Genomic DNA, 26,399 nt, shown 5'->3' with positions numbered 1-26,399 from the left:
CCTCGCTGATTGTAGCGATTTTTTTTGTGTAATTCTGTCAAAATAGAAAAAGTTGAATGTTTGTTGCTGCTGGATCAGGTTTTGGTTACGTAACTTTGCTTTTAGTCCATCAGTTGTTCATCAGTTGTTCGCTGACTATCTGGTAATTTTAACAAATGCTTTATCTCAGAAATCTAACTTATCACCCCACAGCTTGTCCCACAGCAATTCTTAAATCTATTAACCTGGAATTACCACCACAGCAGCTAGGTTTAGTCATAGGTCCTAGTGGTTCTGGTAAAAGCACCTTATTAGAAATTTTATCAGGATTAGTTGAACCTACCTCCGGTGCTGCATTTTGGAGAGAACAACCACTAATATCAGAACAACTGCAACAATTAGCGGGAATTGTCTTTCAATTTCCCGAAAGGCACTTTTGCGGTGGTACAATTTTGGAAGAATTGCGTTTAGGACATCCCGAATTAGGTACAGAACGAGTTCATCAAGCACTCAGAGAAGTAGGATTAGATCATTTATCATTTTCTACCTCACCCCATGCTTTAAGCGGTGGACAACAAAGACGTTTAGCTTTAGCAGTTCAATTAATTCGCCAACCAAATTTATTATTATTAGATGAACCTACAGCCGGTTTAGATTGGTCTATTCGTCGTCAATTAATAAATTTATTAGCAAAATTGAAAAAAGATTGGACTTTATTAGTTGTTACACATGATGCAGGGGATATGTTACCAATAGCGGACAGTTGTTGGACTTTAAATCATGGTGTTTTGGAATCTGTTGATCCTAAAACTTTAGAAAAGAAAATTGCAGAAACAGTTGGGAAGTGAAACATTTGAATTAAAACTTAAAAAGTTTCACGCAGAGGCGCAGAGTCGCAGAGAAGAACGCAAAGATTTTGAGATAATTAATTGAGTGAATATGAGTTTAGAGTCCGTATTTAGTTTACCTGAAATGGTGGAAGTTTGGCAAGAAACGTTAAATTTGCAACCAACAAATGATCAACAAAATCAATTGCAAAAACTCTATGAATTGGTTATTGAAGCTAATCGTTATGTGAATTTAACTCGCATTACTGAAGCGTCAGAATTTTGGGAAAAACATCTTTGGGATTCGTTAAGGGGAGTTGCACCAAAACAGCATTTTATTGATTCTCTTCATCCAGGTGCATCCGTAATTGATATTGGTACTGGTGCTGGTTTTCCTGGTTTACCAATTTCGATTATTTTCCCTAATTCTCAGGTGACTTTGTTAGATTCTACTCGCAAAAAAATTAATTTTATTGACTCTGTTTTAACGGATCTTCCTCTTATCAATGCGAAAACAATTGTCGGGAGGGTGGAAGAAATTGGACAGGAAAGTAAACATCGAGAAAATTATGATTTAGCTGTGATTCGTGCAGTGGGTAGTGTTTCTGCTTGTGCTGAATATAGTTTACCTTTAGTGAAAAAAGGTGGTTTAGCAGTTATTTATCGGGGAAGTTGGACAAAGGAAGAAAATCAAAGTTTAGAAAATGCGGTATATCATTTAGGGGGAGAAGTTGAATTAATTGATGAGTTTACCACTCCTTTAAGTAATAGTATTCGTCATTGTTTATATTTAAGGAAGGTAAAACATACACCTGTGAGTTTTCCTCGTCCTGTGGGTATACCAACACAAAAACCTTTGTAAATTAGGTAATGGGTAATTGGTGATTGGTGATTGGTGATTGGTAATTGGTTGTGTTTATAAATCAATTACCAATTATGAATTATGAATTATTATGAATTACGAATTACTCTATTTTACTTGCATCTGCAAACCGTTGATTAATTTCATCCCAGTTAACCACATTCCACCAAGCTTCTAAATATTCAGGACGACGATTTTGATATTTTAAATAATAAGCGTGTTCCCAAACATCATTACCAAAAATGGGATATTTACCTTCCATTAAAGGACTATCTTGATTTGCAGTAGTTGTAATTTCTAACTTACCATTTTTATTGCGAACTAACCAAACCCAACCGCTACCAAAACGACCTGCACCAGCTTCATTAAACTGTTTTTTAAAATCTGCAAAATTGCCAAAATTATCATTAATTGCAGTTGCTATTTCTCCAGTCGGTTCACCACCACCATTAGGTTTCATGATTTTCCAAAACATTGAATGGTTAACATGACCACCACCATTATTTCTGACTGTAGTTCTAATATCTGCGGGGACATTATCCAGATTTTGCAGTAGTTGTTCAACAGTTTTGTTTTTCAGTTCTGGGTATTTGTCCAAAGCTTTATTTAAGTTATTCACATAAGCTGCATGATGTTTATCGTGATGAAACTGCATTGTTCTTGCATCAATATGTGGTTCTAGTGCGTCGTAAGCGTAGGGTAAAGGAGGTAGTTCAATAGTTGATGTTCTGGGGGGAGAGGTTTCCGCAGAAGCGCAACTATCAAGAAGAAAAGCACCCGCACTAGCACCCAGTAAAACCAAGAAATGACGACGATTTAAACTCATAAGTCTTTTTGCAGTTGGTAGATTTGCACACTGTTTTAGATCATAACTGCAAAAGCTGATTGAGGAATTGTGAGTTTTACTTCCCCTAGATTATTTATCAAGTTTATGCACCTAATTTGACAAAACCCTATCCTGTAAATTTCTGTAAGTATCAGTTATAATTGTGATTATAACAATATCACGTTAATCACAGAAAAATTGCCTAAACTTATGACACAGAGCTTATTTAGTCAAGTGTGGATAGGAGTAACGCGAACTGTCACCCTAGCATCCTTGACAGTATTAGCCACAACCGCAGTTAGCAACCAACCCAGCTATGCAGGAAGCGCAACCTTTTACTGTGGCAAGAGTAAGGGTGTACCTGTCACATTTGCTCGGACTCAAGATGGTAGAAAAGTCACCATAGTTCGCTGGACTTCCAATAACTATTTTCCACCACCTTGGACTGCTCAACGTCGTTGTGTAGAAGTATCTAAAAGATTTCAAAGAAGCAATGACAACGGTACACTCAAAAATATTACCACTGGAACACTGAATGGTGAACCTGTAGTTTGTGCAGGTACTAGCCAAAATCCTAACTGTACAAGTAGTAAAAAGCAGCAGCCATTTCTGTGAAGATATTATCAACAGATTTCTTAGGTTCAGGAATATTACTGAATAAACAAAATTCAGTTTATACAGTATTAACTAATGCCCATGTTTTGAGAGCAGATAATCCCCCTTATCGTATTCAAACACCAGATGGTAAAATTTATCAAGCAAGTTTAATAAAAAATATAAATTTTAAAGACTATGATTTAGCAATATTACAATTTACAAGTATTAAAAAAGATTATTCTATAGCTGCTTTGGGTAATGTTCCCAAGGTAGGTGATGAAGTATTTGTAGCTGGTTTTCCTGTGCCGGAAGAAACTGAGGAAATTAAATTTGTGTTTAATAGTGGTAAGGTTTATTTAGTGTTAGAAAAATCTTTAGAACAAGGTTATCAAGTGGGATATACCAACCGTTTAGAAAAGGGAATGAGTGGAGGAGCTTTATTGAATAAAAGTGGTGAAGTTGTCGGTGTGAATGGTATGCACGCTTATCCTTTATGGGATGTTCCCTCTTTATTTATGGATGGTGAGCAAGCAGAAGAAAATTTACATCAGCAAATTATCCGTTTGAGTTGGGCTGTACCAATGGATCAGGTAATACAAAATATGGGAAAATTACAGATATCTAATTCGCATTTTCATAGATAATTAAAATATCAGCAATTGAATTAATTGATGGGTAAATAATTATGAGTGTGCAACTGTCTATTCCCGATTCTGTAATTGCAGCAATTCGACTACCGGAAAAACGTATAGAACAGGAATTATTGGTTGAATTAGCATTAGCTCTCTATAGCCAAGAACTATTATCTTTTGGTAAGGCTAGAGAGTTAGCTGCTATGGGAAAATATGAATTTGGTAAATTATTAGGAGAACGTGGGATTAATAGACACTATGAATTGGCTGAATTGGAGGATGATTTAAACTATGCCAGTGGTCAGTAATACTTCGCCATTATTGAATCTGGCAATTATAGATCAGCTAGAATTATTACGCCAACAATTTGGGGAGATACTGATCCCAAAGGCTGTATTAGAGGAATTGCGAGTAGAAGAAATGCTACCAGGTTCTGATCACCTGCGAGAAGCCCTAATTGCAGGATGGCTTCAAGTGCGGGAGGTTAATAATCCATCTTTGGTACAGCTATTACAGCGAGATTTAGACAAAGGTGAAGCAGAAGCAATTGCACTTGCATTGTTGCTAGATGCAGATTGGATAATTTTAGATGAACGAGATGGGAGAAGAATTGCTAAAAGTTTCGGTTTACAAGTTACAGGAATATTAGGTGTAGTTATACGTGCATCACGTAATGGACAGATTTCTTCACTGCCATTGGTGATTAACCAGTTACGCGAAGAAGCTGGGTTTCATATTGCACCCGATTTATTATCTCAGATTTTAAAAAAGGAGACAAAATAAATGAATTATAAATACACAATTCCAGCAGCATTGATAGGGGTATCAATCGCCCTGGTACAAACTCAAACAGCTTTTGCACTATCATCAACCGAGGTGTCGAAAAGAGCAAAACAAATCACTGTTTTAATTGAGAGTATAACTCCTGGTTCAGGGGTAATTATCAAGCGTTCAGGCAAGACTTACACCGTTCTTACTGCTGCTCATGTTGTCTCTGGGAATAAAGCTGAAATAGTCACTCCAGATGGTAAACGCTATCCACTCAACTACAACACAGTTAAATCTTTTTTACCGGAAGTAGATTTAGCTATTTTCCAATTTACTAGCAGCAGTAATTACCCTGTTGCTAAAATCGGTGATTCTGATCAATCTCCAGAAGGGAGAATAGCTTATGTAGCAGGATTTCCAATAGCTAAAGCTAATTCGATTTCTCGCTCAATTTATAATTTCACTGATGGCAAAATTACGGCGAATGCTTCTAGACCACTTAAAGATGGCTATGCTTTGGTGTATAGCAATATTACCTTACCAGGGATGAGTGGTGGACCCGTGTTTAATGATAAAGGTGAATTAATAGGAGTTCATGGAAGGGGAGATGAAGCAAAAGCAAAGATAGAAACCTCAAATATTAATCCTACAGTTAGGTATATTAAATCAGGTTTTAATTTGGGCATTCCTATTAATACTTTTTTGCGACGGTCGGCTAAATCTGGGATAGATTTTGGTGTGAGTCCACCTCCTCAGAGAGTGTCCACAGCACCCAAAGCTGATGATTTCTTAATCCAGGCTTTGGATAAATATCAAAAAGGAGACTATCAAGGGGCAATAGTCGCCTATAATGAAGCTGTTCGACTCAATCCAAAATTACAGGCTGCTATTGTTGATCATTATCAACAATCTGAGCTTAACCGCAAATCTACAGAAGCATATAACAGGCAAGGTTTGATACGTTTGCAAACAGGAGACATCCAAGGCGCATTTGCCGATTTTAATCAAGCCCTCAAGATTAATCCCGATGATGCCATAGCCTATATAGGTCGCGGTACAGCCCGTTATGATCTGGGAGACAAAAAAGCAGCCATAGCGGATTTCAATCAAGCCATCAAGATTAACCCTAACAATGAGGAAGCTTACTCTATTGCCTACACTTTGCGAGGGATTGCCCGTTATGAATTAGGAGAAAAACAAGCAGCCATAGAAGATTTCAAGCAAGCCTTCAAAATTAATCCTGACCTTGATCCCAAGTTACAGGCGAAAATATCTCAATATTATAAGCAACCTTTACAAAATCTCAACCCAACTAAAACCTACACTGGAGATGGTTTTAGATACTTGGAATTGGAAGATCATCAAGAGGCATTGACTGCTTTCAATCAAGCCCTCCAGGTAAATCCAAATGATGCTTTAGCCTACATTGGAAGAGGTACAGCACGTTATAAATTAGGAGACAAAAAAACTGCAATAACCGATTTCAACCAAGCTCTCAAGATTAATCCCAACCTAGTCCTTGCTTATGCCAGAAGGGGTGCTGTACGTATTGGCTTGGGAGACAAACAAGGGGCAATGGCTGATTTCAACCAAGCTCTCAAACTTAATCCTAACTCTGCCGAACTCTACAGCGCAAGGGGATCTGTTCGTTATTTATTGGGAGATAAAAAGGGGAGTATAGATGACATGAAGAAGGCAGTAAACCTATTTCAGCAACAAGGTAATCAGATAGAGTATCAAAAAACTTTACAATTGCTGAATCAGTTTCAGAGTCAATGAGATTAACTAATACTCTGAATGCTAAAGTCTTATTAATCCTGATTCAGATAATTAATCAATTTTCAATGATTTAATCATACTTTCTGCTGTTTTGAGAAAATGCTCATAATCATCTATTTTGGCTGTATAGGTAACTTTATAAACCCGATCACCTTTTAAAGTTACAATCTGCATATTCTTGAAAGAAAAATTATATCCCTCGGCTTGACCAGAATAGACTAACTTTGTAGCTAGTCTATTAGATAAAGTAGTTTGACTTTCCTCAAGAATATTTGCGTTTACCAAAGAATTTTTAATTTCCTTTTTATTAGAATTAGTAAATTCCTCCAATGTACCATAAAACTTCTCTTCTACGCTGATTGTCAACCTTTCTTGAAACTGATCTCCATTCTTTTGTTTAGGTGATAGAAAAGTAACAAATTCTCCTGTAACCGGGTTTTCTATATCTGGGGGAGACCATGATTCTGGATATTTAATTATTTTGATACCATATTTTCTGTTTTCATAAGGTAAGAAATTTTCTCTTTGTGTAATCATTTTAGGAATGAAAATGATTGTACTTGTAGCAATGATTGTAAAGATAATAAGGGGAATTACTACAAGTAATACTTGGATTAAACTATTGCTATTTTTATTAAGAGCCACAACGACAGTTCGAACAATACCTTTATCATTCGACTCAAGAGTTTGATTTTGGTTAACTGTATCATTAGAGAATGATAAACATCTAAGTGCTTCTAATGCTTCCTTTGCTGTATGGTAACGCTTAATTGGGTCAGATTCGACCATTTTATCTAAAATTTCTGCTAGTTTCGGACTAACATTGACATGATCACGCCAAACAATTTTTAATGTATTGTTATCTTCTATATTGTTATCTGTCGATTCTTCAGGATGCAAGCCTGTAAGTGCTTGTAGGGCAATTATTCCCACTGAATATATATCACTGCTAAATGTTGTAATACCTCTTTTTCGCTCAGGTGGCATATACTTAGTAGTACCAATAATTAAAGTAGAAGTAATTTGTCCCTGATTATTTACCACCTGCGTGCTGATTTGCTTAACTGCACCAAAATCAATCAGGACAATTTTATTATCTGACTGACGACGGCGAATATTACGTGGCGTAATATCTCTGTGTATAACTTCATTTTTATGCACAAATTCTAATGCTTCTAGAATTTCTAGTAGGAGTTTAATAACATCAGATTCACTCATTTTTGGACATGATGTTAATTCATCACTCAAATCATGGCCTTCTATATATTCTTGAACTATAAAAAACTCTTGATTGTCTGCAAAATGAGCTAAAAGAGTGGGTATTTGATCATGTTTTCCTAGTTTTTCTAGAATTTCTGCTTCTTGGTCAAAAAATTCTTTAAGTTTTTTTAAAGAAGTATCTGGTTCTGTACTGGGTGGTGTAAACTTCTTGACAACACAAAGAGGGTTTCCCGGTCGTTTGGTATCTTTCGCTAAAAAGGTAGTTCCAAATCCACCTTTTCCCAATTGGTTGTGATTTTCGTCGTACTCGTAACGTCCACCTATCTTCATGCTGTTCATACCAAGATTCACTCTGTACCCTGGAAGTTATTTTCCCCCCGTTTAAGGTTCATTATGGCACAAATTTTACCTTTAGGTGCTGTGGATAATGATCTGAGTCGGTTAGTTGGTGGTGAAAATTGAGCAGATTAATAACAATCTAAACTCAAACTAAATCCTGGTAATATGTCTTCCCCTAATAATTCTGTTGTCTTAACCCAATAATTCATCTACTGCAATATTAAACCCTGGTAATACAATTTGAGTCCTCACTATTTCACCAGCAATAAACACAAGACGTTGATTTTTAGTAATTACAATAATCCAACGATTTTCAGGAAAAATTAACCAAACTTCCTCACTTCCTGATTGCAAATATTCTTGAGATTTAGCAATCATATCTTCTGCTAAATCTGTAGGAGAAATTATTTCTGCTACGAGGGGAAAACTTTGAGGTAAAACAGCAGGTTCACCAAACTGCTGCATCAACTCTGGAGTAAGATAAGCAACATCAGAACGACGACCTTGTTGATGAGTGCGACAGGGTGCTTCTGTATAAACTTCTCCACCTTGTTCACTAGAATCTTTGTAATTTCTCCAGTAAGTAGCTAGTTTTGCTTGTACCCGACTGTGTTTCAATGTCACTTCTTCTTTCTCCAATAATTCCCCATTTACCCATTCTGTACCTTCTGGGGAACTTTGCATCCAATCTTCTAAGGAATACTTTTTTAATACATCTTCTTTAATTGGTATCATTACCATAATTATCTATTCTCCTTTTCAACACAGATATTATTGATATTATGACTATATATTGCTGCTGATAATCAAGTAGTGGCTGATAAAATTCTTGACCAAATAGAGGAAAAAAGTCAACTTTTGGCAAAAAATCCTGATATTGGTCAAGCAAGACCTGATATTGCTCCAGAAATGCGTTATTTTCCTGTTGGAAGCTACTTAATTCTTTACCGTGAAATCGAAGATGGTATAGAAGTTGTGCGTGTTGTACATGGTGCAAGAAATTTACCTGATGTATTTAGTTAGGAATAATCAACGATTGTCTATAAATGTTGGGTTTCGTTCCTCAACCCAACCTACAGAATTTTATTTTTTGGGCTTCATGGAAAAGTATTGAATCCTGTTCATCCTTAAATCCTGGACATCCTGATTCTGACAAATAGGACGGGAAAAACCCGCCCCTTTAGTTAATAGAAATTAACCGCAATTAACCGAAATGTTTGATAATTGCCTCAGCAAATTCAGAACATTTCAAAGGTTCTACAGGTGGTTCAATTAACCGCGCTAAGTCATAAGTAACTTCACCATTAGCTATGGCTGCACCTAGACCTTTTTTAATCAAATCTGCGGCTTCTTGCCAACCCATATATTCTAGCATCATGACACCGGAAAGAATCACAGATCCGGGGTTAATTTTATCTAAACCGGCGTGTTTTGGTGCTGTTCCATGGGTAGCTTCAAAAACGGCGCAGGAATCGCCAATGTTTGCCCCTGGTCCCATACCTAAACCACCGACAATAGCAGCAGCAGCATCGGATAAATAATCACCGTTGAGGTTCATTGTAGCCAGAATTGAATATTCATCTGGTCGGGTTTGAATTTGTTGGAAAATGCTATCGGCAATGCGATCATTTACCATGATTTTCTCTTTCCATTTCCCATCACCATGACTTGTCCAAATTGAGTTCAGAACTGTTTCCACTTCTTTAACAATTTGTGCTTTTTTCTCTGGTGTTAAAGCATCAAAACCAGGATCGATCATTCTGGCGTTTTCTTCTAAGGAAATGTTAGGGTTTTTCTCCTTATTTCCTAAGATCCAAGATTCCCTTTCGGTAACGCATTCATTACGAAATTCGGTGGTTGCTAATTCATAACCCCAATCTCTAAAAGCGCCTTCGGTGTATTTCATGATGTTGCCTTTATGCACCAATGTTACTTGTTGCTTGACCTTGGGCAGTTGTAAAGCGTGCTTGATGGCACGTCTAACTAAACGTTGTGAACCGCTTTTACTGATGGGTTTAATTCCTATACCTGCATCCAGGGGAATTTGCTTTTTACCGTGTTCTGGGGTAGCGGGGATAAGTTCATTGTTGAGAATGGAAATGAGGCGATCGCCTATTTCACTACCTTGTTTCCATTCAATCCCCAAATAAATATCTTCCGTATTTTCCCGGTAAACAATCACATCCAATTTTTCCGGGTTTTTGTGTGGGGAAGGAGTTCCTGCATAGTAACGACAAGGACGCACACAGGCGTACAGGTCAAAAATTTGACGTAATGCCACATTTAAAGACCGAATCCCACCACCTACCGGAGTAGTCAAAGGTCCTTTAATTGCAACGCCATATTCTTTAATAGCGGTGAGAGTATCTTGGGGTAAATACTGATAAGTGCCGTATAAATCACAAGCTTCATCACCAGCATAAACCTTAAACCAGCTAATTTTTCTTTTGCCGTTGTATGCTTTTGCTACCGCAGCATCAAGCACCTTTTCTGTAGCTGGCCAAATATCAATACCTGTGCCATCACCACGAATAAAGGGAATAATAGGATTGTCAGGAACAACGGGTTCACCATTTTTGAAGGTAATTTTTTCGCCAGTTGTCGGGGGGGTAATCTTGTCGTACATAGTTAACACATTCCAAATAGAATAATTTCAAGGAGTTACAGGAGGCAGAAGGCAGGAGGCAGGAGGCAGGAGGCAGGAGGCAGGAGGCAGGAGGCAGGAGGTAGAAGGCAGGAGGCAGGAGGCAGGAGGTAGAAGGCAGGAGGCAGGAGGTAGAATAAATTTTTCTCCCTATTCCCTATTCCCTATTCCCTATTCCCTATTCCCTGTTTTTTGACTTTTGATTTTTAATTTTCCTCCCTTACTTCCCCTGCTTCCCCTGCCCTTTCTTTGAGGCGCAGATCATCCCCTGCTTTACCTGGTAAATTATTGGTAGCTCAGACGTAGATTGCAGTTAAACCGGCGCTACTTTGTCCGGTCAAAAATAGTAAACTACTTTTCGCTATCTGTGCTTCATTTTGTAGAATGCCCAATAGCTGATTCGTTTGTTCACTGAAACGCTAACACGAGTAATGGCATGACAGACCCAATGATTGTATCAGGCACTGCTAATGACATCGACTCCCTGCGCCAAAAGTTAATCGCTGGGTCCGAAAAAGTCCAACAACAAATCATCCCACAATTAGCTAACTTGGGTAATGAGGGTTTAGATGTGTTGCAGGAATTTTTGTTGAAACGTCGTGACACTCCAGCAACTTGGATTGATGGTAAAGCTTACCAAGTCATCTACAATTCTGATGCACCTACGGCTAAGGAATTTCTAGAAACTCACTTTCCTGAAGGAATTGTACCTCTAAAATCAGATCGTGGGATCAGTTACAATTCTTTGCAAGAATTACTCATCAAGCAGGAGTTTCAAGCTGCTGATCTGCTGACAATTCAAAAAATGTGCGAAATGGCAGGACCCCAAGCAGTACAAAGAAAATGGTTGTATTTTACTGAAGTGGAAAATTTCCCCATCAAAGATTTACAAACAATTAATCATCTTTGGGTTGTCTACTCCGAAGGTAAGTTTGGTTTTTCTGTACAGCGAGAAATTTGGTTGGGGGTGGGTAGAAACTGGGAAACTTTATGGCCAAAAATCGGCTGGAAGGATGGCAATAAATGGACTCGCTACCCCAACGAGTTTACCTGGGATTTAAGCGCCCCTAGAGGTCATCTACCCCTTTCTAACCAACTGCGCGGGGTGCGGGTAATGGCTTCTCTTTTATCTCATCCTGCGTGGGGTTAGGTGACAGGTGACAGGTGACAGGTGACAGGTGACAGGGAAGAGGCAGGGGAGGCAGGGGGAGCATGGGAAGATTAATAACCCAATGCCCAATGCCCAATGCCCAATGCCCAATGCCTAATGCCCAATTATCAATTATCAATTGTCAATTATCAATTATTAGAAATGGCTAAAGTTGTTTTAGATAAAATTAAACGTAAATTTAACAATGTCACCGCTATTGAGGATATCACCTTTGAAATTCCTGATGGTGAGTTTTGGGTTTTAGTTGGTCCTTCGGGGTGCGGTAAGTCTACGATTTTACGAACTATCGCAGGTTTGGAAACTGCTACTTCTGGAAATTTATATATAGGCGATCGCTTGGTTAATGATATCCCAGCCAGAGCGCGTGATGTAGCAATGGTATTTCAAAATTATGCCCTTTATCCCCATAAAACCGTCGCCCAAAATATCGCTTTTGGGTTGGAAATGCGAAAGGTCGATCAGAAAACTATTCAAGAACGGGTTTTGACGGTTGCGAGATCGCTTTCTTTGGAACATCTGTTAGACAGAAAACCAAAACAGCTTTCTGGAGGACAACAACAAAGGGTAGCATTAGGAAGAGCGATCGCCCGTCAACCTCAATTATTTTTACTCGATGAACCTTTATCTAATTTAGATGCTCAATTACGAGATGATACTAGAGCAGAATTAAAACAATTACATCAAGAATTGGGAATTACGACAATTTATGTCACCCATGATCAAGTTGAAGCCATGACTTTGGCTGATAAAATTGTAGTGTTAAATCGGGGACGAATTCAACAAATCGGCGATCCTCAAACTATTTATGCTTTACCTGCTAATGAAATGGTAGCAGCTTTTTTGGGTAATCCGCCTATGAATATTTTACCCGCTATCTATAAGGGTGATAATTTTGATATTAGTGGTCAATTATTAGCTGTTCCTGAAAATATCAAAGCTGCTTTGAATTTTCACCCTGAACAAATTTGTAATTTGGGTATTCGTCCTGAACATATTAGTATTAGTAAAGCAGAAATTCAACCAGAAAATTCAACCCTTGCAGTAGAAGTTAAGGTTGTTGAACCTTTGGGAAGAGAAACTTTAATTCGTGTGAGTTTACCTAATTCTTCTAGTTTTATCAATGTTCAAGTGGGTGGGGGTGTGCGTTTACATCCCGGTGAAAAGTTGCATTTGCATTTCGATTTAAATCATTTATTTGTTTTTGATCCGGGTAGTGGAGAAAGAATTTTTCCTGTTTAATCTAATTTAATGTATATTGGGTTAAGGGACAGCGTAACCTAACAAGAAGTTAGATCATTTTATTTATTCATCTTTTCTCGGTGTAGTTTCCAGATTTTTGGGTTAATTAACCGCAAAGTACGCAAAGTACGCAAAGGAAGAAAATGAGTAATGTTGGGTTTCTTTTTGTCAACCCAACCTACTACTTATTTTAATCCTGTCGCTTTGAGAATTTCTTGATCACCTTTTCTTACGATTAAAGTTGAATCCGCATTTCCATCTTCTGTAATCGGTTGTTCTAAAATGTAAACATAATCTCCATTTCTCCACCCTGTAACACATTTTCCATCACGACAGGAAACTTTACCACCTGTTAATTCAAGACAGTTACCTTTTGTATCACATCCTTGGTATGTCAAGTTTCCTGTATTATTAACTCCTGTCCAAGAGTCAGCATTACCAATAGTAATTTTCCACTCTCCATTACTAATGGTTTGGGTTTTATTTGCTTGAGGTTTGGTTTCGGTTTTTGCTGTTGTTTTATCTTCTAAAACCTCGATTTTAGTAATTATAGATTCTTGACGAGTTTTTCCGCAAGGTTCTGCACTTTCACAATCATTCACTGATTCTACTGTGAAAATGGCACGGACTTTTTTATTTAAAAATTTTCCTTCTTCTGCACAAATATCAAAACTCGCACCAACTTGGTTTTCTTTACCTTGTTCATCTACTAAGGTGACATAACACATTAAATCACCATTAACTAATTCTTTAACTGTACCAACTTGCGGTGATTTATTTTTGATGGTGGTTTTACGACTAATTTGCGGTGCAGATTTTATTTTCTTTGGTTGATCTGTTTCTGTTGTTTTTTCTTTTTTGATATCTGTTTTATTTTCCTGTTCTGTTTCAGATGTGGGTGAATTTTTTGTTTGAGATTGTACAGTATTATTAGTTGATGTTGCTGTGGTTGTATTGGTTGGTGGATTATTACAACTAACCAAAGATATACAGGAAATAATTAAGGTGATTATCGGAATTAATTTTTTCATTGTTCGTAATTTATGGGTAAGTAAGGGTTGCTGAAAAAGTATTGTCATGGACACAGGAAACAGGAAACAGGAAACAGGGAACACTTTCAAGAGTTGGACGCGATGGATTTTTCCTGGGAATCAAAATTAAATGCAAGGTTTTTGAGTTCCCATGTCATAAAAGCTTAGAGGATGTTTGAAAAGTCGGAAAGGATGTAAAAAAGCTCTCTCAGTATAAGCTGTGAATAGATAATAAACAGGACCCAGAGAGTAGTATGAGTAAAGCATACCCCAGTAACCTGACCCGTGACCAATATGAATTAATCAGCGACCTGATTCCAGAGCCTAAACCTGGAGGACGCAAGCGTGAAGTCAATATGTGGGAAGTCCTAAACGCGATTTTTTATATCTTGGTAGAAGGAGTGAGATGGAGAGCATTACCAGGGGAGTTTCCACCCTGGCATTGGATTATTCAGGTAGTTCTTCGACCAGAGCAGACCAAGGGCTTTACTTTACTCAAAAAACGTTGGGTGGTGGAACGCACTTACGGTTGGTTGATGGGGTGTCGGCGATTAGTCAGAGATTATGAGTTATTACCCGAAACCTCTGAGACTTTTATCTACCTTGCCATGATCCGTATTATGGTGAGGCGACTTGCTTAAATTTTGACTGCCAAAAACTTTTCAAACACCCTCTAATGGTTTAGTGTGCAAATAGCGGCTGGTAGTAGCAACGGAAGCGTGTCCTAAACTTTAACTAACCAGATGGATAGGTGCGCCCCGGTCTAGCAGCAATTCTCATTTTAAGGTTTCATGACATTTAAACCCTTACATTCATAGGGTTTTACAATTCTTAACAAATCCGGGGTTCGCTGAAATGGCGCAAACTCGTTTCAAAATGAGAATTGCTGTCCAAAATCAGCTTAATTTCTGTTATAAAAAGCGATAGGGGGTAGTACCTACCCCTGAAAATTAATCGAGATGTTAATTGCTGAATTATATTAGCGTATTGTTTCAGGAGGTTAAAAATGAAGTTCTTAGATAATTATAAATTCTCAAAAATTCAAATTACATTAGGTATTTTTTTTCTGTGTTTAGTTGGAATGATAGGGTTTAGTTTATTTAAAGTGTTTCTTGCAGATACACCCGAAAGAAGTACCAATAAATATTTAAAAGCATGGAAAGAAAATAATGTTAACGAGATGAAAAAATTAAACTGTTTTTCTAAAGAGGTTTTAGATGCTCCTAATTTTGATGTTCAGTCATGGGATATACAGTCATGGAATATAATAGAAACAAAGGAGAATAATGAAAACATGGACTCTAAATATTTTAGCATTTTTGTAAAAGTAAATTACTTTTATGGTAATAATTCTATCAAACGTACAATTGTTTTTGATGTATGGAATAGTGAAGAATTATTTGAAGCTGGTAAAAGAGCAATAGATAGCCATCAACAAAGCGTAGCCAAAATTTTGGATTACACAAATGAATGGTTAGGTAAGCCTACTGAAAGTCACCGTGATAACCCTATTATTGTAAATCGTGAGTCTTATTCACTAGAAAAGTACTGTATTTATAAAATGAAGGAGGATAGTTAGGGTTGCTTCGACCTTTAGAGGATGTTTGAAAAGTCGGAAAGGATGTAAAAAAGCTCTCTCAGTATAAGCTGTGAATAGATAATAAACAGGACCCAGAGAGTAGTATGAGTAAAGCATACCCCAGTAACCTGACCCGTGACCAATATGAATTAATCAGCGACCTGATTCCAGAGCCTAAACCTAGAGGACGCAAGCGTGAAGTCAATATGTGGGAAGTCCTAAACGCGATTTTTTATATCTTGGTAGAAGGAGTGAGATGGAGAGCATGTTAAAGCTTTATTAATCGAAAAGTATTGGTATGAGACATTAACTTAACAGATGGAAGTTCGCTAAACGACCCGGCAATGAACGCGGTACTGAAGAAAAGCAAGGTATGGACAAGTGTTAGATTGTTGGGCATTTTGGCTCTACATTTTGAGAAAAATGTTTGCTAAAAGACTTGTTTTTTAGTAAAAACTATGAAATACTCTTAGAATACTACTAAAAGTTGACCGATAAACCGTAGTTAATGTTGACCTCTGGTATTTTGCCAGTCAAAAGAATATAACTCGTAGAAGAGAAGCAATTTCACTTCTATCTTTGGCTGTCATTCAAATTGCAATTTTTGTAATTAGAGGATGTGGAATAAATGTAAAACCTAGACAAATCAAAGGATTGAGGCGAAAAATAGAACAATGAGGTGCAAGGTTTTTCAAGATAGGAGTAGCAAAATTGAAAATAGTGAGCGTGAAATAGGGAAAAATTTGTTGCCAACAGATAGCCCAGACTCTTGTCTTTTGCCTGTCTATACGAGAATACTTTTATGGCTTACGCCACGCTCTGCTATCAGCAAGCCCTAATTAACTAAAAAATCAAACAAATCCCAATCAAGGAAAGGACTAAATGAGTACATTACAACTGTATTTTGCTAAAGCCTCTACTTTTTCCCAAAGAACCCGTGTAGTGTTGCTGGAAAAAGGAATTGATTTTACACCGATTGAAATTGACTTACAGAATAAACCAGAAGCTTTTACCCAAGTTTCTCGCTATGGAAAAGTTCCAGCCATCAAACATGGTGATGTGGAAATATATGAATCCGCAATTATCAATGAATATTTAGAAGAAGTATTTCCCGAACCAGCTTTATTACCTCATGATCCTGCTCAAAAAGCGGTTGCAAGAATTTGGATAGATTACGCTAATACCCGTTTAGTTCCAGCTTTTAATAAATTCCTGCGTGGTAAAGATACCCAAGAACAAGAACAGGGAAAGAGAGAGTTTTTAGAGTCTCTTTTGTATATTGAAGAAGAAGGATTAGGTAAACTTTCTGGTAATGGTCCCTACTTCTTAGGCGAACATTTGAGTTTAGTTGATATCAGCTTCTATCCTTGGTTTGAAAGATTACCAGTTTTAGAAAAATTCCGTAATTTTACATTGCCCACAGAAACATATAAATTACAGGAATGGTGGGAGAATTTACGTCAACGGGAATCTATTCAACAAGTTGCTAATCCTACAGAATTTTATGTAGAAAGATTCGCTAAAATTCTTGGTTTAACGGTAACAACGGCGTAGAATGCGGTTTTTGAGATTACTTTAACATTCCTGTTAATTAAAGTAATTTCACTAAGTAATGAAGATTTTGATGAAATAGAAATAAAGGTGAAAATGATGTTTAAAAGTTTTTATTTAAAGAATTTGAAAAAACCTAAGTTATTTGCTCTGGTGACAGTGTTTTTTGCATTTTTAGTAAGTATTCCCTTATTACCTTTGCCAGTATTATCAGCTAATTCTCGCGCCAATATTCAGTTTGTTTCGCCAAATTGGGTAGCTGAAAACGCCAAAGATCCTAACCTTAGAATTTTAGATGTACGTAATTTTCCTCTCGACTATATAGAAGGACATCTTCCTAATGCTGTCAACATTGCTGATACAGCTTTTAGAGGTCCAAAAGAAGGATTACCGGTACAATATTGGGAAAATCAAAAATTAGGAGAAATATTTGCTAATTCTGGTGTAACAAATAATAGTCGTGTTCTTGTATATTCAGATGGTAGAGATGTTTTAGGTGCAACAATGGTTGCTTATTTACTAGAACGTTCTGGATTGAAAGATATTGCTGTATTAGATGGTGGTTATGCTGGTTATAAAACCGATCAAGCTGTCACAAAAGAATTTCCTAAATACTCAGTCGGTAAATTCACAGTTAAAGATAACCCTTCAGTGCGTGTGAATTTAAGTGATGTGAAAAAACTGATTGGTAAATCAGGAGTTGTTTTTATTGATCCTAGACCAGAAAAATTGTTCCGGGGTGAGGAAAATATTTGGATACGCAATGGACATATTCCTGGTGCGCGGAATATTCCTTGGGTAACGTTTACAGATGCTCAAAATCCTCACAAATTAAAGTCATTAGATGAGATTAAGAAAATTCTGGCAGATAAAAAGATTACTCCTGAAAATGACATTATTGTTTCTTGTAGTACAGGACGAGAAGCTACATTACAATATGTGGTTTTAAAGCATCTGCTTAATTATCCCAAAGTCAGAATTTATGAAGGTTCTTGGACAGAATATAGCACTCACAAAGATTTACCAGTGGCTACTGGAGAGGAGAAACTAACTTAGAAAAGAGAAGAGGTGAAAAATAAATCCATGAGATATGCAATTTTGTTAATTACTGCTGCAATTTTCATCTTGATTCCAGTATATGTATTGACTGCCAATAATCTCAATCAAGATAACTTGGTCAGTTGCAGAAGTGGTAAAGAAGAACCTCCCAGTGATTCTACAAGCGATCGCTCAGGAGCTTAATACAACGTAAAATGCGGTTCTTAATATTACTACTGGTTCAAGTAATTGCACTTATATCACTATTCACCAATCTACCAGTATTAGCATTTGCCGTTAACCCCTGTCCTCCAGGAATGGTAATGATTTCTGGAGGTACATTCAAAATGGGAGCAGATGATTCTGGTTTTGTGGAAGAGCAAACAGCAGAAAATGTCACAGTTACATCCTTTTGCATAGATAAATACGAAGTGACAAACGCTCAGTTCGCTGAATTTGTCAAAGCCACCAACTATGTAACAGTTGCAGAACGACCTTTATCAAAAGAACAGTTTCCCGACTTACTAGATGAGCAGAGATTACCAGGATCAATGGTCTTTCAAATGCCAAAACAAGGTGTGAAGGAAGTTCAAATTCTCAGTTGGTGGCATTGGACACCCAGTGCTAATTGGCAGCATCCCTTTGGTAGTGATAGCACTATTGTAGGGAAAGAAAACTACCCAGTTGTTCATATTGCATATCAAGACGCTGTAGCCTACGCCCAATGGTCAGGAAAATCATTACCAACAGAAGCACAGTGGGAATATGCTGCTCGCGGTGGGTTGGATGGAGCAACTTATACCTGGGGGAATCAATATTCAGTGAAAAAAGCCAACACCTGGCAGGGAATCTTCCCCTTTTTCAATACTAAAACTGATGGTTATGTAGGAACAGCAAAAGTAGGTTCTTTCCCAGCCAATGGTTATGGACTGTACGACATGACCGGCAATGTGTGGGAATGGACTTCCGACTTATTCAACGATAGATCCCCCACTTCTCAAAGAAGTCGGGGATCTGTTAACCAAAGTTTTGACCCTAAAAAACCTACAGAAACTGACCTTCATGTCATCAAAGGTGGTTCTTACCTATGTGCGCCAAACTATTGTAGCCGTTATCGTCCAGCCGCACGGGAATCAGAATCTACTGATACGGGAACAACCCATATCGGGTTTCGTTTGGTGAAGAATTTACAAGACTAACGCAAAATCTCTCTCTAACATTCTTAATCTTCGTGTCCTTTGTGTCCTTCGTGGTTCGTTAAAAGATTAAGCCTCACGCAAAGACGCAAAGACGCAAAGTTGCAGATTTTTTATACAAGGATATTGTATGTTACATTCAATTTTGCGGGTGCTGTCTCTATCTTTTCTCATCACATTGTTGATGGTAACAAGCCCCGCCTTAGCTGCGACATCAAAGGTTTTACCAGTACGTCCACCGTCTTTTGATGGTGAAATTGGCTTAACTTACAAAGATTCAAAACCAGATTTTCCCGCACCCATTAAAGCCCCGGAAAAAGCCCCGAATGTATTATTAGTATTATTGGATGATGTGGGTTTTGGGCAAGCAAGTACCTTTGGCGGACATGTAGATACACCGAATTTAACTCGTTTAGCTGAAAAAGGATTACGTTATAACCAATTCCACACTACAGCCCTTTGTTCACCCACCAGAGCAGCTTTATTAACTGGACGCAACCATCATTCAGTCGGTACAGGTGTAGTTGCAGAGTTAGCATCTGGTTTTCCCGGTTACACAACAATTTTACCCAAGAGTGCGGCTACTGTAGCGGAAGTATTACGGCAGAACGGTTATAATACTGCTGCTTTCGGTAAATGGCACAACACACCAGATTATGAAACCAGTGCGGCTGGACCCTTTGACCGCTGGCCGACGGGATTAGGATTTGAGTATTTTTACGGTTTTTTGGGTGGTGATACTAACCAATGGAGTCCGGCTTTGGTAGAAAATACTAAGCGAGTTGCACCACCAACCAATAACCCTGATTACCATTTGACTCCAGATTTAGTAGATCATGCCATTAACTGGATTCATTCTCAACAGTCTATAGCCCCTGACAAGCCCTTTTTTACCTATTTGGCTACCGGTGCTACCCATGCACCTCATCACGCTCCCAAAGCCTGGATAGACAAGTACAAGGGAAAATTTGACCAAGGCTGGGATAAATTACGAGAAGAAACCTTTGCTCGTCAAAAACAACTGGGTGTAATTCCTGCTAATGCCGAACTTACCCCCCGTCCGGTAGAATTGCCAGCGTGGGATTCCTTATCTCCAGATGATCAAAAAATCTATGCCCATGAAATGGAAGTATTTGCCGGATTTTTGGCACATACGGACTATGAAGTGGGAAGATTAATTGATGCCATTGACCAAATTGGTGAATTAGACAACACCTTAGTTTTCTACATCGTTGGTGATAATGGTGCTAGTGCCGAAGGTGGTTTAGCAGGTAGCGTCAATGAATTAAAAGTTTTCAATAAAGTACCTGAAAGTCGAGAACAATTATTAGCTTCTTTGGATGATTTAGGTAGTCCTAAAACATTCAATCATTATCATGCAGCTTGGGCTTGGGCTGGTACAACACCATTTCAATGGACAAAACAAATAGCGTCTCATTTTGGTGGCACTCGTAACCCCTTGATTATTGCATGGGGCGATCGCATCAAAGATCAAGGCGGACTTCGTAGCCAATTTCATCATGTTATTGATATTACGCCAACTATTTTTGAAGCTGCGGGAATTACTGCACCTACTCAAGTTAACGGGGTAAAACAACAGAAAATCGAAGGTACTAGCTTAGTTTACACTTTTGATGATCCTGAAGCTGCTTCTAAACATGAAACTCAGTATTTTGAGATGTTTGGCAACCGGGCGATTTATGATGATGGATGGATAGCTGCGGCGCGTCATCCCCGATTACCTTGGCAGGGTACAATTAACGCTGACTTCGAGAAAGATCCTTGGGAACTATACAACATTGAGAAAGATTTTAGCGAAGCTAATAACCTAGCATCTGAAAATCCAGAGAAATTAGAAAAACTGCAAAAGTTGTTTTTATCAGAAGCTCGTAAACACAAAGTTTTACCATTAGATGATCGCGTTTCTGAAAGATTTGATGTCAAAAGTCGTCCTTCCCCTGCCGCAGGACGCACAACTTTTACTTACTATTCTGGTGGAGTTAGCATTCCTGAAGGTAGCGCCCCAAGTTTAAAAAATAGATCCTTTAGTATTACTGTTGATGTAGACATTCCTGAAAATGGTGCAGAAGGTGTTTTATTAACTCAAGGTGGACGTTTTGCGGGTTGGGGATTTTTCCTAGAAGATAGTAAACCAACCTACGTTTACAACTTTGCTAATTCCGAACGGTACACTATTCAATCTCCTGAAAAATTAGCACCTGGTAAATCAACAATTAAATTTAATTTTGATTATGACGGTGGTGGAGTTGGTGCAGGTGGAATTGGCAAGTTATTCATTAATGATCAACAGGTAGCTGAGGGTAGAATTGAAAAAACTTTACCCTACCGTTTGGCATTAAATGAAACTTTTGATGTCGGTCAAGATACAGGTACTCCGATTGTGGAAACCTATCAAGTACCCTTTGCATTCACAGGTAATTTACAGAAGGTTACTTTAAATTTGAATTAAAAATGTAGCAAATATAGGTTGGATTAAATAACGAAACCCAATAGGCTAAGAGATTATACAGCAGTTTCCGTTATTATGAAGTACAGATATTAATGATAAAACCCTTGTGGGACAGGCATACTTCGACATAGTTCGACTCCGCACTTCGACTTCGCTCAGTACAAGCTCACTAACCGCTCAGTACAAGTCTTGCCTGTTCATAGTGTACCTCATGTACATGGAATATGCTGTATATGTTGGGTTTCACTTTGTTCAACCCAACCTACAGATTTGTTGAAAGTGAAATAAGTGAAATAAGAAATTTATGAATGAAGTTATCCCCATTCTTGACAAAATAGCATTCCTTTGTTTTGTTGTTGCTACTATGTTTGGTACAGGTTTAAAGTTAACTGTACAAGAAATTTGGCAGCCTCTTCGTAATATCCGTTTAGTTGTTTTATCGCTACTAGTAAATTTTGTATTAGTGCCACTTTTTGTATATTTGCTTCTCCAAGTAATACCTGTGGATGAACCTGTGAAAGATGGGTTTATCATTATGGCATTAGCATCAGGTCCGCCAGCTTTACCTAAACTTGCGCAAATAGTTAAGGGGAATTTAGCTTTTTCTACAGGGTTGATGATGATGTTAATGTTCGGTACTGTTTTTTATATGCCGATTGTATTACCTTTGGTTTTGCAAGGGGTACAAGTTAACTCTTGGGATATTGCTAAACCTTTAATATTGATGATGATAATACCATTAGCAATTGGGTTATTTATTAAGTCCAAATCTGAAAATATATCCCTTAGCTTACAAGCAATTACCGCCAAATTATCTAGTTTTGGATTGCTTTTAGGTTTAGTGGTCAGATTGATAGTTCACTTTAGTGAAATTACTGTTTTATTGACAAATGGTGTGATATTTGTATGTGCTATTTTTATTGTATTTTCTTTTACTGTAGGTTATTTATTGGGAGGACCTGGTATTGATACTCAAAGAGTTTTAGGAGTAGGAACTGCACAACGCAATTTTGCTGCTGCTTTGTTAATAGGTACAAGCAATTTTGATGATCCAAATGTGATCAGTGTGATTATGGTAACGAGTTTATTAATGATGGTTTCAGTTGTAATTTTGGGTAAAAATTTACCAGAATTAGATCAAGGACAGAGTGCGGAAATAGAGCAGTTGGAAGTTTCGTGATGACATTAACAGGACTTACGCAACTGGCACAGCGATCGCTAATTATTAGTATATGTGTACTGCAATAATGAAGATGTTATTGAATCATAGGACTTACGCAACTGGCACAAGCGATGGTGCGGCTACGCTGCACCGACCGCCTAAAGACTAAACCATTGACATAGCAATATCTGGACGTTTTAGTTGTCCTATTAAATACAGGACTTACGCAAAAGGGAACGAAAGTAGGGGTAATTCATGAATTACCCCTAAGCAAGAATAAGGTTTTCAGTCACATCTTGCGTAAGTCCTATATTTATCAAATTAAGCATAATTTGCTTTCTAATTATTTAACTCACATTCCGCATAAGCGGAGAATAAAAAAATAATTATCTCCAAAAACATTGTTTGGTAAGGGTTTTCAGGATTTTAGTTCAAAGGAACTATAAAATGTTTATTAGGAATTTATCTCATTTATTGAGAATATTTTTGGAGTAAAGTTTGTACAACCCTGAATCTTTCGTGATAATTATTCAGAATTGGATTTTATCTGCGGAATGTGGGGTAATTGTCATGTTGATTTTACAAAAAATAACTGCTTTCATTGAAAGAGAGAATCTATTTTAAAACCTCATGGAATTAATTTTAGTAATATTCTCTATTTTTTGGCAGATAAAGTTAAAATCAAACAGAAAAATTAGGTAAATAAAATTTTTCTGGTTGGGATTTTTCAAAAATATCAATTATCTGGGTCACATCTGCGGAATGTGGGATATAATTTATCTTGTTCTGAATAATTATTAAATTTTAGTCCTACCTCTGGGAGTTTGTCCCAAAATAATAAACAGCGATATGCTTGGTCAAACATATCTCTTGGGTCGCCTAATACTTCACTGTCTCCCCAAACTAACCAAGATTCTAATAAAGTGAAATATTGTTCTGTGGGGTTGAGACTCTGCCAAATTTGAAGAATTTTGGGGTCTAAAACTAATTTAGTCTTTTTACCTTTACCAATAATTTGAGCTAGTCCAGAGGTGTGGAGGAGGAAATAAAGACCGTGTATATAGGGGTAAGATTTTTGTACAGGACGTTTAAGGTTAATGTCTATAGAAAAACTCAATTGAGAGTTAAGTTCTTGCAGATATTTCAGGGGAAACTGGTGGTAAGTGCTACTAACTTCAACACCGTCAGGTTGGAGAAAATCTAAAATAGTTTGAAAGTCTTTTAAAATTGTTCCTGGGGTATGTTGACTAATAGTTTGTTGTTGCAGTATTTGTTTTTTATCATCCGTGAGTGTTAGTTTTTATCGGATGTGTTCTGGAATGAGAGAAAATACGTTAATCATCTGAGGTTAACAATGGTTTACAAGTTAAATTAGAGGAATAACCCGTAAGTTTTACGAGCCAAAAATTTTAATAAAGCACACTGTTTAACCCACGATTCTTTATCAAGTGCAGTAGTTTAAGAGATGCCCCACTAGGCCGCTTTTGTCCTATTTCCCATTTTTGAACTGTTGAAGGACTTATATTCAAAATACGTGCAAAAACAGCTTGACTGACTTGAGATGATTCCCGTATTTCTTTAATTTGTAATGGTTCTAGAGGCTCAATAGGAGGTAGGCATAGGTGTTCAAAGGAGCGCAATGTAGTTTGATTCATTAGCCCAGCTTTGTGTAGGTCTTTTGCTGTCTCATGAACTGCTTCAAGAATTGCTGATTTTTTCTGACGCATTACAAATCACCTCTATTAATGCCTTACTATTTTTTGCTTGCTCAAGCTCTTCTGCTGTATAAGCAAGTAATTGCTTGGATAACATTTTCAAAGCTTCTTCTTCATCTTTGTCAATGTTACTGCGTTCGTTTTTTGAAAAGCCAAAAATAAAAAACCAACGATCTTCATTATTAGTAGCTATTAGTGTCCGAAATCCACCACTTTTACCTTTCCCTGGTTTTGCTATGCGTTTTTTAAACAGTCCACCTCCCAGGTCAGCATCATAAAGCCCTGCTGCCATTTCGTTTACAGCGTTACAGAGACTAAGATTGTTTAAGCCCTCCTTTCTCGCCCAACGGTCAAAAGTACGGTTTTTGTAAATTTTCATTTTATAGTCTCTTTGGATAAAGTATAGCACCTAGTCCTATATTTTAGGGGGAGATAGACATCACCGTGCCAGAAAAGGTTTTTTGTACGCTAAGAAGGGGTATTGCAACGACCCAAAGAAGACAACGCAGAAAATATGGTTTAGACAAAGCCGTACAAAACAGGGTGCTATCCATCTGACCCCCATATCGGCAATTTGGCAACCAAGATTTTACTGTTACTGTTTTAATAAAAATATCAACAGGGAAGACGGGATAAAACAGAACTTCAACGATAATTTTCCCACTCCCACGCCAGTTGTTAATAGAGTGTCATAGCATACCCCCCTAAAAAGCTAATTATCAACACTCTTTCACCGCTTCAAACACAACTGGCTAGATTTACATCCATACCAGAATAGGGCAGATGCCCAATTATGCTTGCAAATATTCGCAGTCGTTAAAGAACAATTTAACGACGTTTCTGCACATGAAAATGCACGGATTGAATTAAATCAAGATTAGACAAGTGTTATAGAGGTTTTATTTTTACCTAGTAACAACTTCAGAGCGATCACATCTGATTGTTACGTTGCAATACGAATAGGACAACCGTTGTCTGCTCCAAAAAAAAAGATTACCAAATCCCTATAGCTTTCTGAAAATCTCTATAATCTTCTGTGTCTTTTTGTAATTCACTTTTGTGTGTACTTTTTTGTGTATACATGTACTCCTCATCAATCCTTTGTATTTCCTCTTTTGTCCTATCAGAACTCAGTATGGCAGCATACATTGATGATGTGTGATGATCCAAGTCTTCAGCAGAAGTGTAACACCCTGCATTTTTTAATAATTGTATTGCTTCTATCTTTTGTTTGTCAGTTAACTCAGAATTATTACTCATATTGTAAAATACGTATCTTTTAGCTATACAATCCTCAGCTACGTCATAAGCTACAGGTATAACAAAATTGCCATTTTCTTTGTTTACCAAAGCCCAATCGTATGTAAATCCGTGAGATTCAACTTCTTTCTCAAGTTTGAGATTATCATTGACTTTAAGAGCAATTAGCAATGCGTGTGCAGTAACAATCATTTGTTTTCGATATTCAGGAAGTGGTTCATCAACCTCCCTTGTCATAAAACTTTCTTTACAGTCATCACATACGTACTCACCTGTCTTCTGTCCAAAAATTATCTCTTTAGATAGGCTTGTATGTAAACATCTTGCTTGTCTCTCTAAAGTCCCACGCACAAATCTAATATTCATACTTTCATCTCACTCAATAATTGTTACTTACTTCTGCTAACCAGCCATCCCATCTGATTACCCAGTTTCCCTGCTTTAGTAAAAGTGAAGCTACCCCAGTCAAGAAGCTCTTTATTGTAATTGGGCATAACCATATCTTCCTTGTAG

27 protein-coding genes and 1 pseudogene are annotated in these 26,399 nt (G+C 37.5%); 19 read left to right on the top strand and 9 right to left on the bottom strand.

Annotation, left to right across the window (positions count from 1 at the left end; translation table 11 throughout):
• The first annotated feature begins 155 nt into the window (after positions 1 to 155).
• Positions 156 to 827, top strand: a complete 672-nt coding sequence (locus H6F45_RS13065; RefSeq protein ID WP_096571929.1) for an energy-coupling factor ABC transporter ATP-binding protein — start codon at positions 156 to 158, stop codon at positions 825 to 827.
• Between the two features lie 91 nt (positions 828 to 918).
• Positions 919 to 1,668, top strand: a complete 750-nt coding sequence (gene rsmG, locus H6F45_RS13060; protein ID WP_190347370.1) for a 16S rRNA (guanine(527)-N(7))-methyltransferase RsmG — start codon at positions 919 to 921, stop codon at positions 1,666 to 1,668.
• A gap of 103 nt (positions 1,669 to 1,771) precedes the next feature.
• Here the strand turns inward: rsmG and H6F45_RS13055 are convergent, their stop codons facing one another.
• A complete protein-coding gene (locus H6F45_RS13055; RefSeq protein WP_190347369.1) occupies positions 1,772 to 2,494 on the bottom strand; it encodes a superoxide dismutase in 723 nt (240 codons plus the stop codon).
• 210 nt (positions 2,495 to 2,704) lie between these two features.
• Between H6F45_RS13055 and H6F45_RS13050 the strand changes: the two genes are divergently transcribed.
• From H6F45_RS13050 to H6F45_RS13030, 5 genes are read left to right on the top strand one after another with little or no spacing between them, the layout of a single operon-like run.
• Positions 2,705 to 3,109, top strand: a complete 405-nt coding sequence (locus tag H6F45_RS13050; RefSeq protein ID WP_190347368.1) for a COP23 domain-containing protein — start codon at positions 2,705 to 2,707, stop codon at positions 3,107 to 3,109.
• Positions 3,106 to 3,735, top strand: a complete 630-nt coding sequence (locus H6F45_RS13045; RefSeq protein ID WP_347237734.1) for a serine protease — start codon at positions 3,106 to 3,108, stop codon at positions 3,733 to 3,735. The genes H6F45_RS13050 and H6F45_RS13045 overlap by 4 nt, the downstream gene beginning before the upstream one ends.
• A 41-nt stretch (positions 3,736 to 3,776) precedes the next feature.
• Positions 3,777 to 4,031 (top strand): UPF0175 family protein, encoded by a 255-nt coding sequence (locus H6F45_RS13040; RefSeq protein WP_137666969.1) that lies wholly within the window; start codon positions 3,777 to 3,779, stop codon positions 4,029 to 4,031.
• Positions 4,015 to 4,506 (top strand): DUF3368 domain-containing protein, encoded by a 492-nt coding sequence (locus H6F45_RS13035; RefSeq protein WP_137666968.1) that lies wholly within the window; start codon positions 4,015 to 4,017, stop codon positions 4,504 to 4,506. The genes H6F45_RS13040 and H6F45_RS13035 overlap by 17 nt, the downstream gene beginning before the upstream one ends.
• Positions 4,507 to 6,270 carry a serine protease gene (locus tag H6F45_RS13030; protein WP_137666967.1) on the top strand — a complete coding sequence of 588 codons (1,764 nt, stop codon included), beginning with the start codon at positions 4,507 to 4,509 and terminating at the stop codon, positions 6,268 to 6,270.
• Positions 6,271 to 6,321: 51 nt separating this feature from the next.
• Here H6F45_RS13030 and H6F45_RS13025 read toward each other — a convergent pair whose 3' ends face one another.
• Both H6F45_RS13025 and H6F45_RS13020 read right to left on the bottom strand, forming a co-directional pair.
• Complete coding sequence (locus H6F45_RS13025; protein ID WP_347237733.1) at positions 6,322 to 7,842, bottom strand: protein kinase; 1,521 nt, start codon at positions 7,840 to 7,842, stop codon at positions 6,322 to 6,324.
• Positions 7,843 to 8,022: 180 nt separating this feature from the next.
• On the bottom strand, positions 8,023 to 8,571 hold the full coding sequence (locus tag H6F45_RS13020; protein WP_137666965.1) for a Uma2 family endonuclease: 549 nt from the start codon (positions 8,569 to 8,571) through the stop codon (positions 8,023 to 8,025).
• A gap of 51 nt (positions 8,572 to 8,622) precedes the next feature.
• On the opposite strand from H6F45_RS13020, the gene H6F45_RS13015 reads away from it, so the two are divergent.
• Positions 8,623 to 8,853: a type II toxin-antitoxin system RelE/ParE family toxin gene (locus tag H6F45_RS13015; protein ID WP_272109810.1), complete on the top strand. Its 231-nt coding sequence runs from the start codon at positions 8,623 to 8,625 to the stop codon at positions 8,851 to 8,853.
• A gap of 181 nt (positions 8,854 to 9,034) precedes the next feature.
• Here H6F45_RS13015 and H6F45_RS13010 read toward each other — a convergent pair whose 3' ends face one another.
• Entirely contained in the window at positions 9,035 to 10,456 is a 1,422-nt protein-coding gene (locus H6F45_RS13010; protein ID WP_190347367.1) for an NADP-dependent isocitrate dehydrogenase, read from the bottom strand.
• A 454-nt stretch (positions 10,457 to 10,910) separates the two neighbouring features.
• On the opposite strand from H6F45_RS13010, the gene H6F45_RS13005 reads away from it, so the two are divergent.
• Entirely contained in the window at positions 10,911 to 11,624 is a 714-nt protein-coding gene (locus H6F45_RS13005; RefSeq protein ID WP_096571935.1) for a GUN4 domain-containing protein, read from the top strand.
• Positions 11,625 to 11,786: 162 nt separating this feature from the next.
• Positions 11,787 to 12,884 (top strand): ABC transporter ATP-binding protein, encoded by a 1,098-nt coding sequence (locus H6F45_RS13000; protein WP_190347379.1) that lies wholly within the window; start codon positions 11,787 to 11,789, stop codon positions 12,882 to 12,884.
• A 185-nt stretch (positions 12,885 to 13,069) separates the two neighbouring features.
• Here the strand turns inward: H6F45_RS13000 and H6F45_RS12995 are convergent, their stop codons facing one another.
• Positions 13,070 to 13,915, bottom strand: a complete 846-nt coding sequence (locus H6F45_RS12995) for a hypothetical protein (protein WP_190347366.1) — start codon at positions 13,913 to 13,915, stop codon at positions 13,070 to 13,072.
• A gap of 254 nt (positions 13,916 to 14,169) precedes the next feature.
• Between H6F45_RS12995 and H6F45_RS12990 the strand changes: the two genes are divergently transcribed.
• From H6F45_RS12990 to H6F45_RS12950, 9 genes and pseudogenes are all read left to right on the top strand, one after another.
• Positions 14,170 to 14,556 carry a transposase gene (locus tag H6F45_RS12990; RefSeq protein WP_190347365.1) on the top strand — a complete coding sequence of 129 codons (387 nt, stop codon included), beginning with the start codon at positions 14,170 to 14,172 and terminating at the stop codon, positions 14,554 to 14,556.
• A 365-nt stretch (positions 14,557 to 14,921) separates the two neighbouring features.
• Entirely contained in the window at positions 14,922 to 15,494 is a 573-nt protein-coding gene (locus H6F45_RS12985; RefSeq protein WP_190347364.1) for a hypothetical protein, read from the top strand.
• A 104-nt stretch (positions 15,495 to 15,598) separates the two neighbouring features.
• A pseudogene (locus tag H6F45_RS12980) lies at positions 15,599 to 15,757 on the top strand (transposase); the annotation flags it as partial.
• Between the two features lie 619 nt (positions 15,758 to 16,376).
• The gene (locus H6F45_RS12975; RefSeq protein WP_096572499.1) at positions 16,377 to 17,048 is read left to right on the top strand and encodes a glutathione S-transferase family protein; all 672 of its coding nucleotides are present in this window, start codon (positions 16,377 to 16,379) and stop codon (positions 17,046 to 17,048) included.
• Between the two features lie 93 nt (positions 17,049 to 17,141).
• The gene (locus H6F45_RS12970) at positions 17,142 to 18,101 is read left to right on the top strand and encodes a sulfurtransferase (RefSeq protein ID WP_236104158.1); all 960 of its coding nucleotides are present in this window, start codon (positions 17,142 to 17,144) and stop codon (positions 18,099 to 18,101) included.
• A gap of 27 nt (positions 18,102 to 18,128) precedes the next feature.
• Positions 18,129 to 18,287, top strand: a complete 159-nt coding sequence (locus H6F45_RS12965) for a hypothetical protein (RefSeq protein WP_187039102.1) — start codon at positions 18,129 to 18,131, stop codon at positions 18,285 to 18,287.
• 11 nt (positions 18,288 to 18,298) lie between these two features.
• Positions 18,299 to 19,282: a formylglycine-generating enzyme family protein gene (locus H6F45_RS12960; protein ID WP_190347363.1), complete on the top strand. Its 984-nt coding sequence runs from the start codon at positions 18,299 to 18,301 to the stop codon at positions 19,280 to 19,282.
• Positions 19,283 to 19,409: 127 nt separating this feature from the next.
• Positions 19,410 to 21,749 carry an arylsulfatase gene (locus tag H6F45_RS12955; protein ID WP_190347362.1) on the top strand — a complete coding sequence of 780 codons (2,340 nt, stop codon included), beginning with the start codon at positions 19,410 to 19,412 and terminating at the stop codon, positions 21,747 to 21,749.
• 304 nt (positions 21,750 to 22,053) lie between these two features.
• Positions 22,054 to 22,929: a bile acid:sodium symporter gene (locus tag H6F45_RS12950; protein WP_137668989.1), complete on the top strand. Its 876-nt coding sequence runs from the start codon at positions 22,054 to 22,056 to the stop codon at positions 22,927 to 22,929.
• A 718-nt stretch (positions 22,930 to 23,647) separates the two neighbouring features.
• On the opposite strand, the gene H6F45_RS12945 is transcribed toward H6F45_RS12950, so the two are convergent.
• From H6F45_RS12945 to H6F45_RS12930, 4 genes are all read right to left on the bottom strand, one after another.
• Positions 23,648 to 24,028, bottom strand: a complete 381-nt coding sequence (locus H6F45_RS12945) for a hypothetical protein (protein WP_190347361.1) — start codon at positions 24,026 to 24,028, stop codon at positions 23,648 to 23,650.
• 292 nt (positions 24,029 to 24,320) lie between these two features.
• Entirely contained in the window at positions 24,321 to 24,638 is a 318-nt protein-coding gene (locus H6F45_RS12940; protein ID WP_137669537.1) for a DNA-binding transcriptional regulator, read from the bottom strand.
• A complete protein-coding gene (locus tag H6F45_RS12935) occupies positions 24,610 to 25,005 on the bottom strand; it encodes a type II toxin-antitoxin system RelE/ParE family toxin (RefSeq protein WP_190347360.1) in 396 nt (131 codons plus the stop codon). The genes H6F45_RS12940 and H6F45_RS12935 overlap by 29 nt, the downstream gene beginning before the upstream one ends.
• A gap of 614 nt (positions 25,006 to 25,619) precedes the next feature.
• A complete protein-coding gene (locus tag H6F45_RS12930) occupies positions 25,620 to 26,252 on the bottom strand; it encodes a hypothetical protein (protein WP_190347359.1) in 633 nt (210 codons plus the stop codon).
• Positions 26,253 to 26,399: the final 147 nt, after the last annotated feature.

This window comes from Sphaerospermopsis sp. FACHB-1194 (assembly GCF_014696235.1).
GTDB lineage: Bacteria > Cyanobacteriota > Cyanobacteriia > Cyanobacteriales > Nostocaceae > Sphaerospermopsis > Sphaerospermopsis kisseleviana.
Note: the sequence above shows the minus strand (reverse complement) of the source record. Positions and strands in the feature narration are given on the sequence as shown.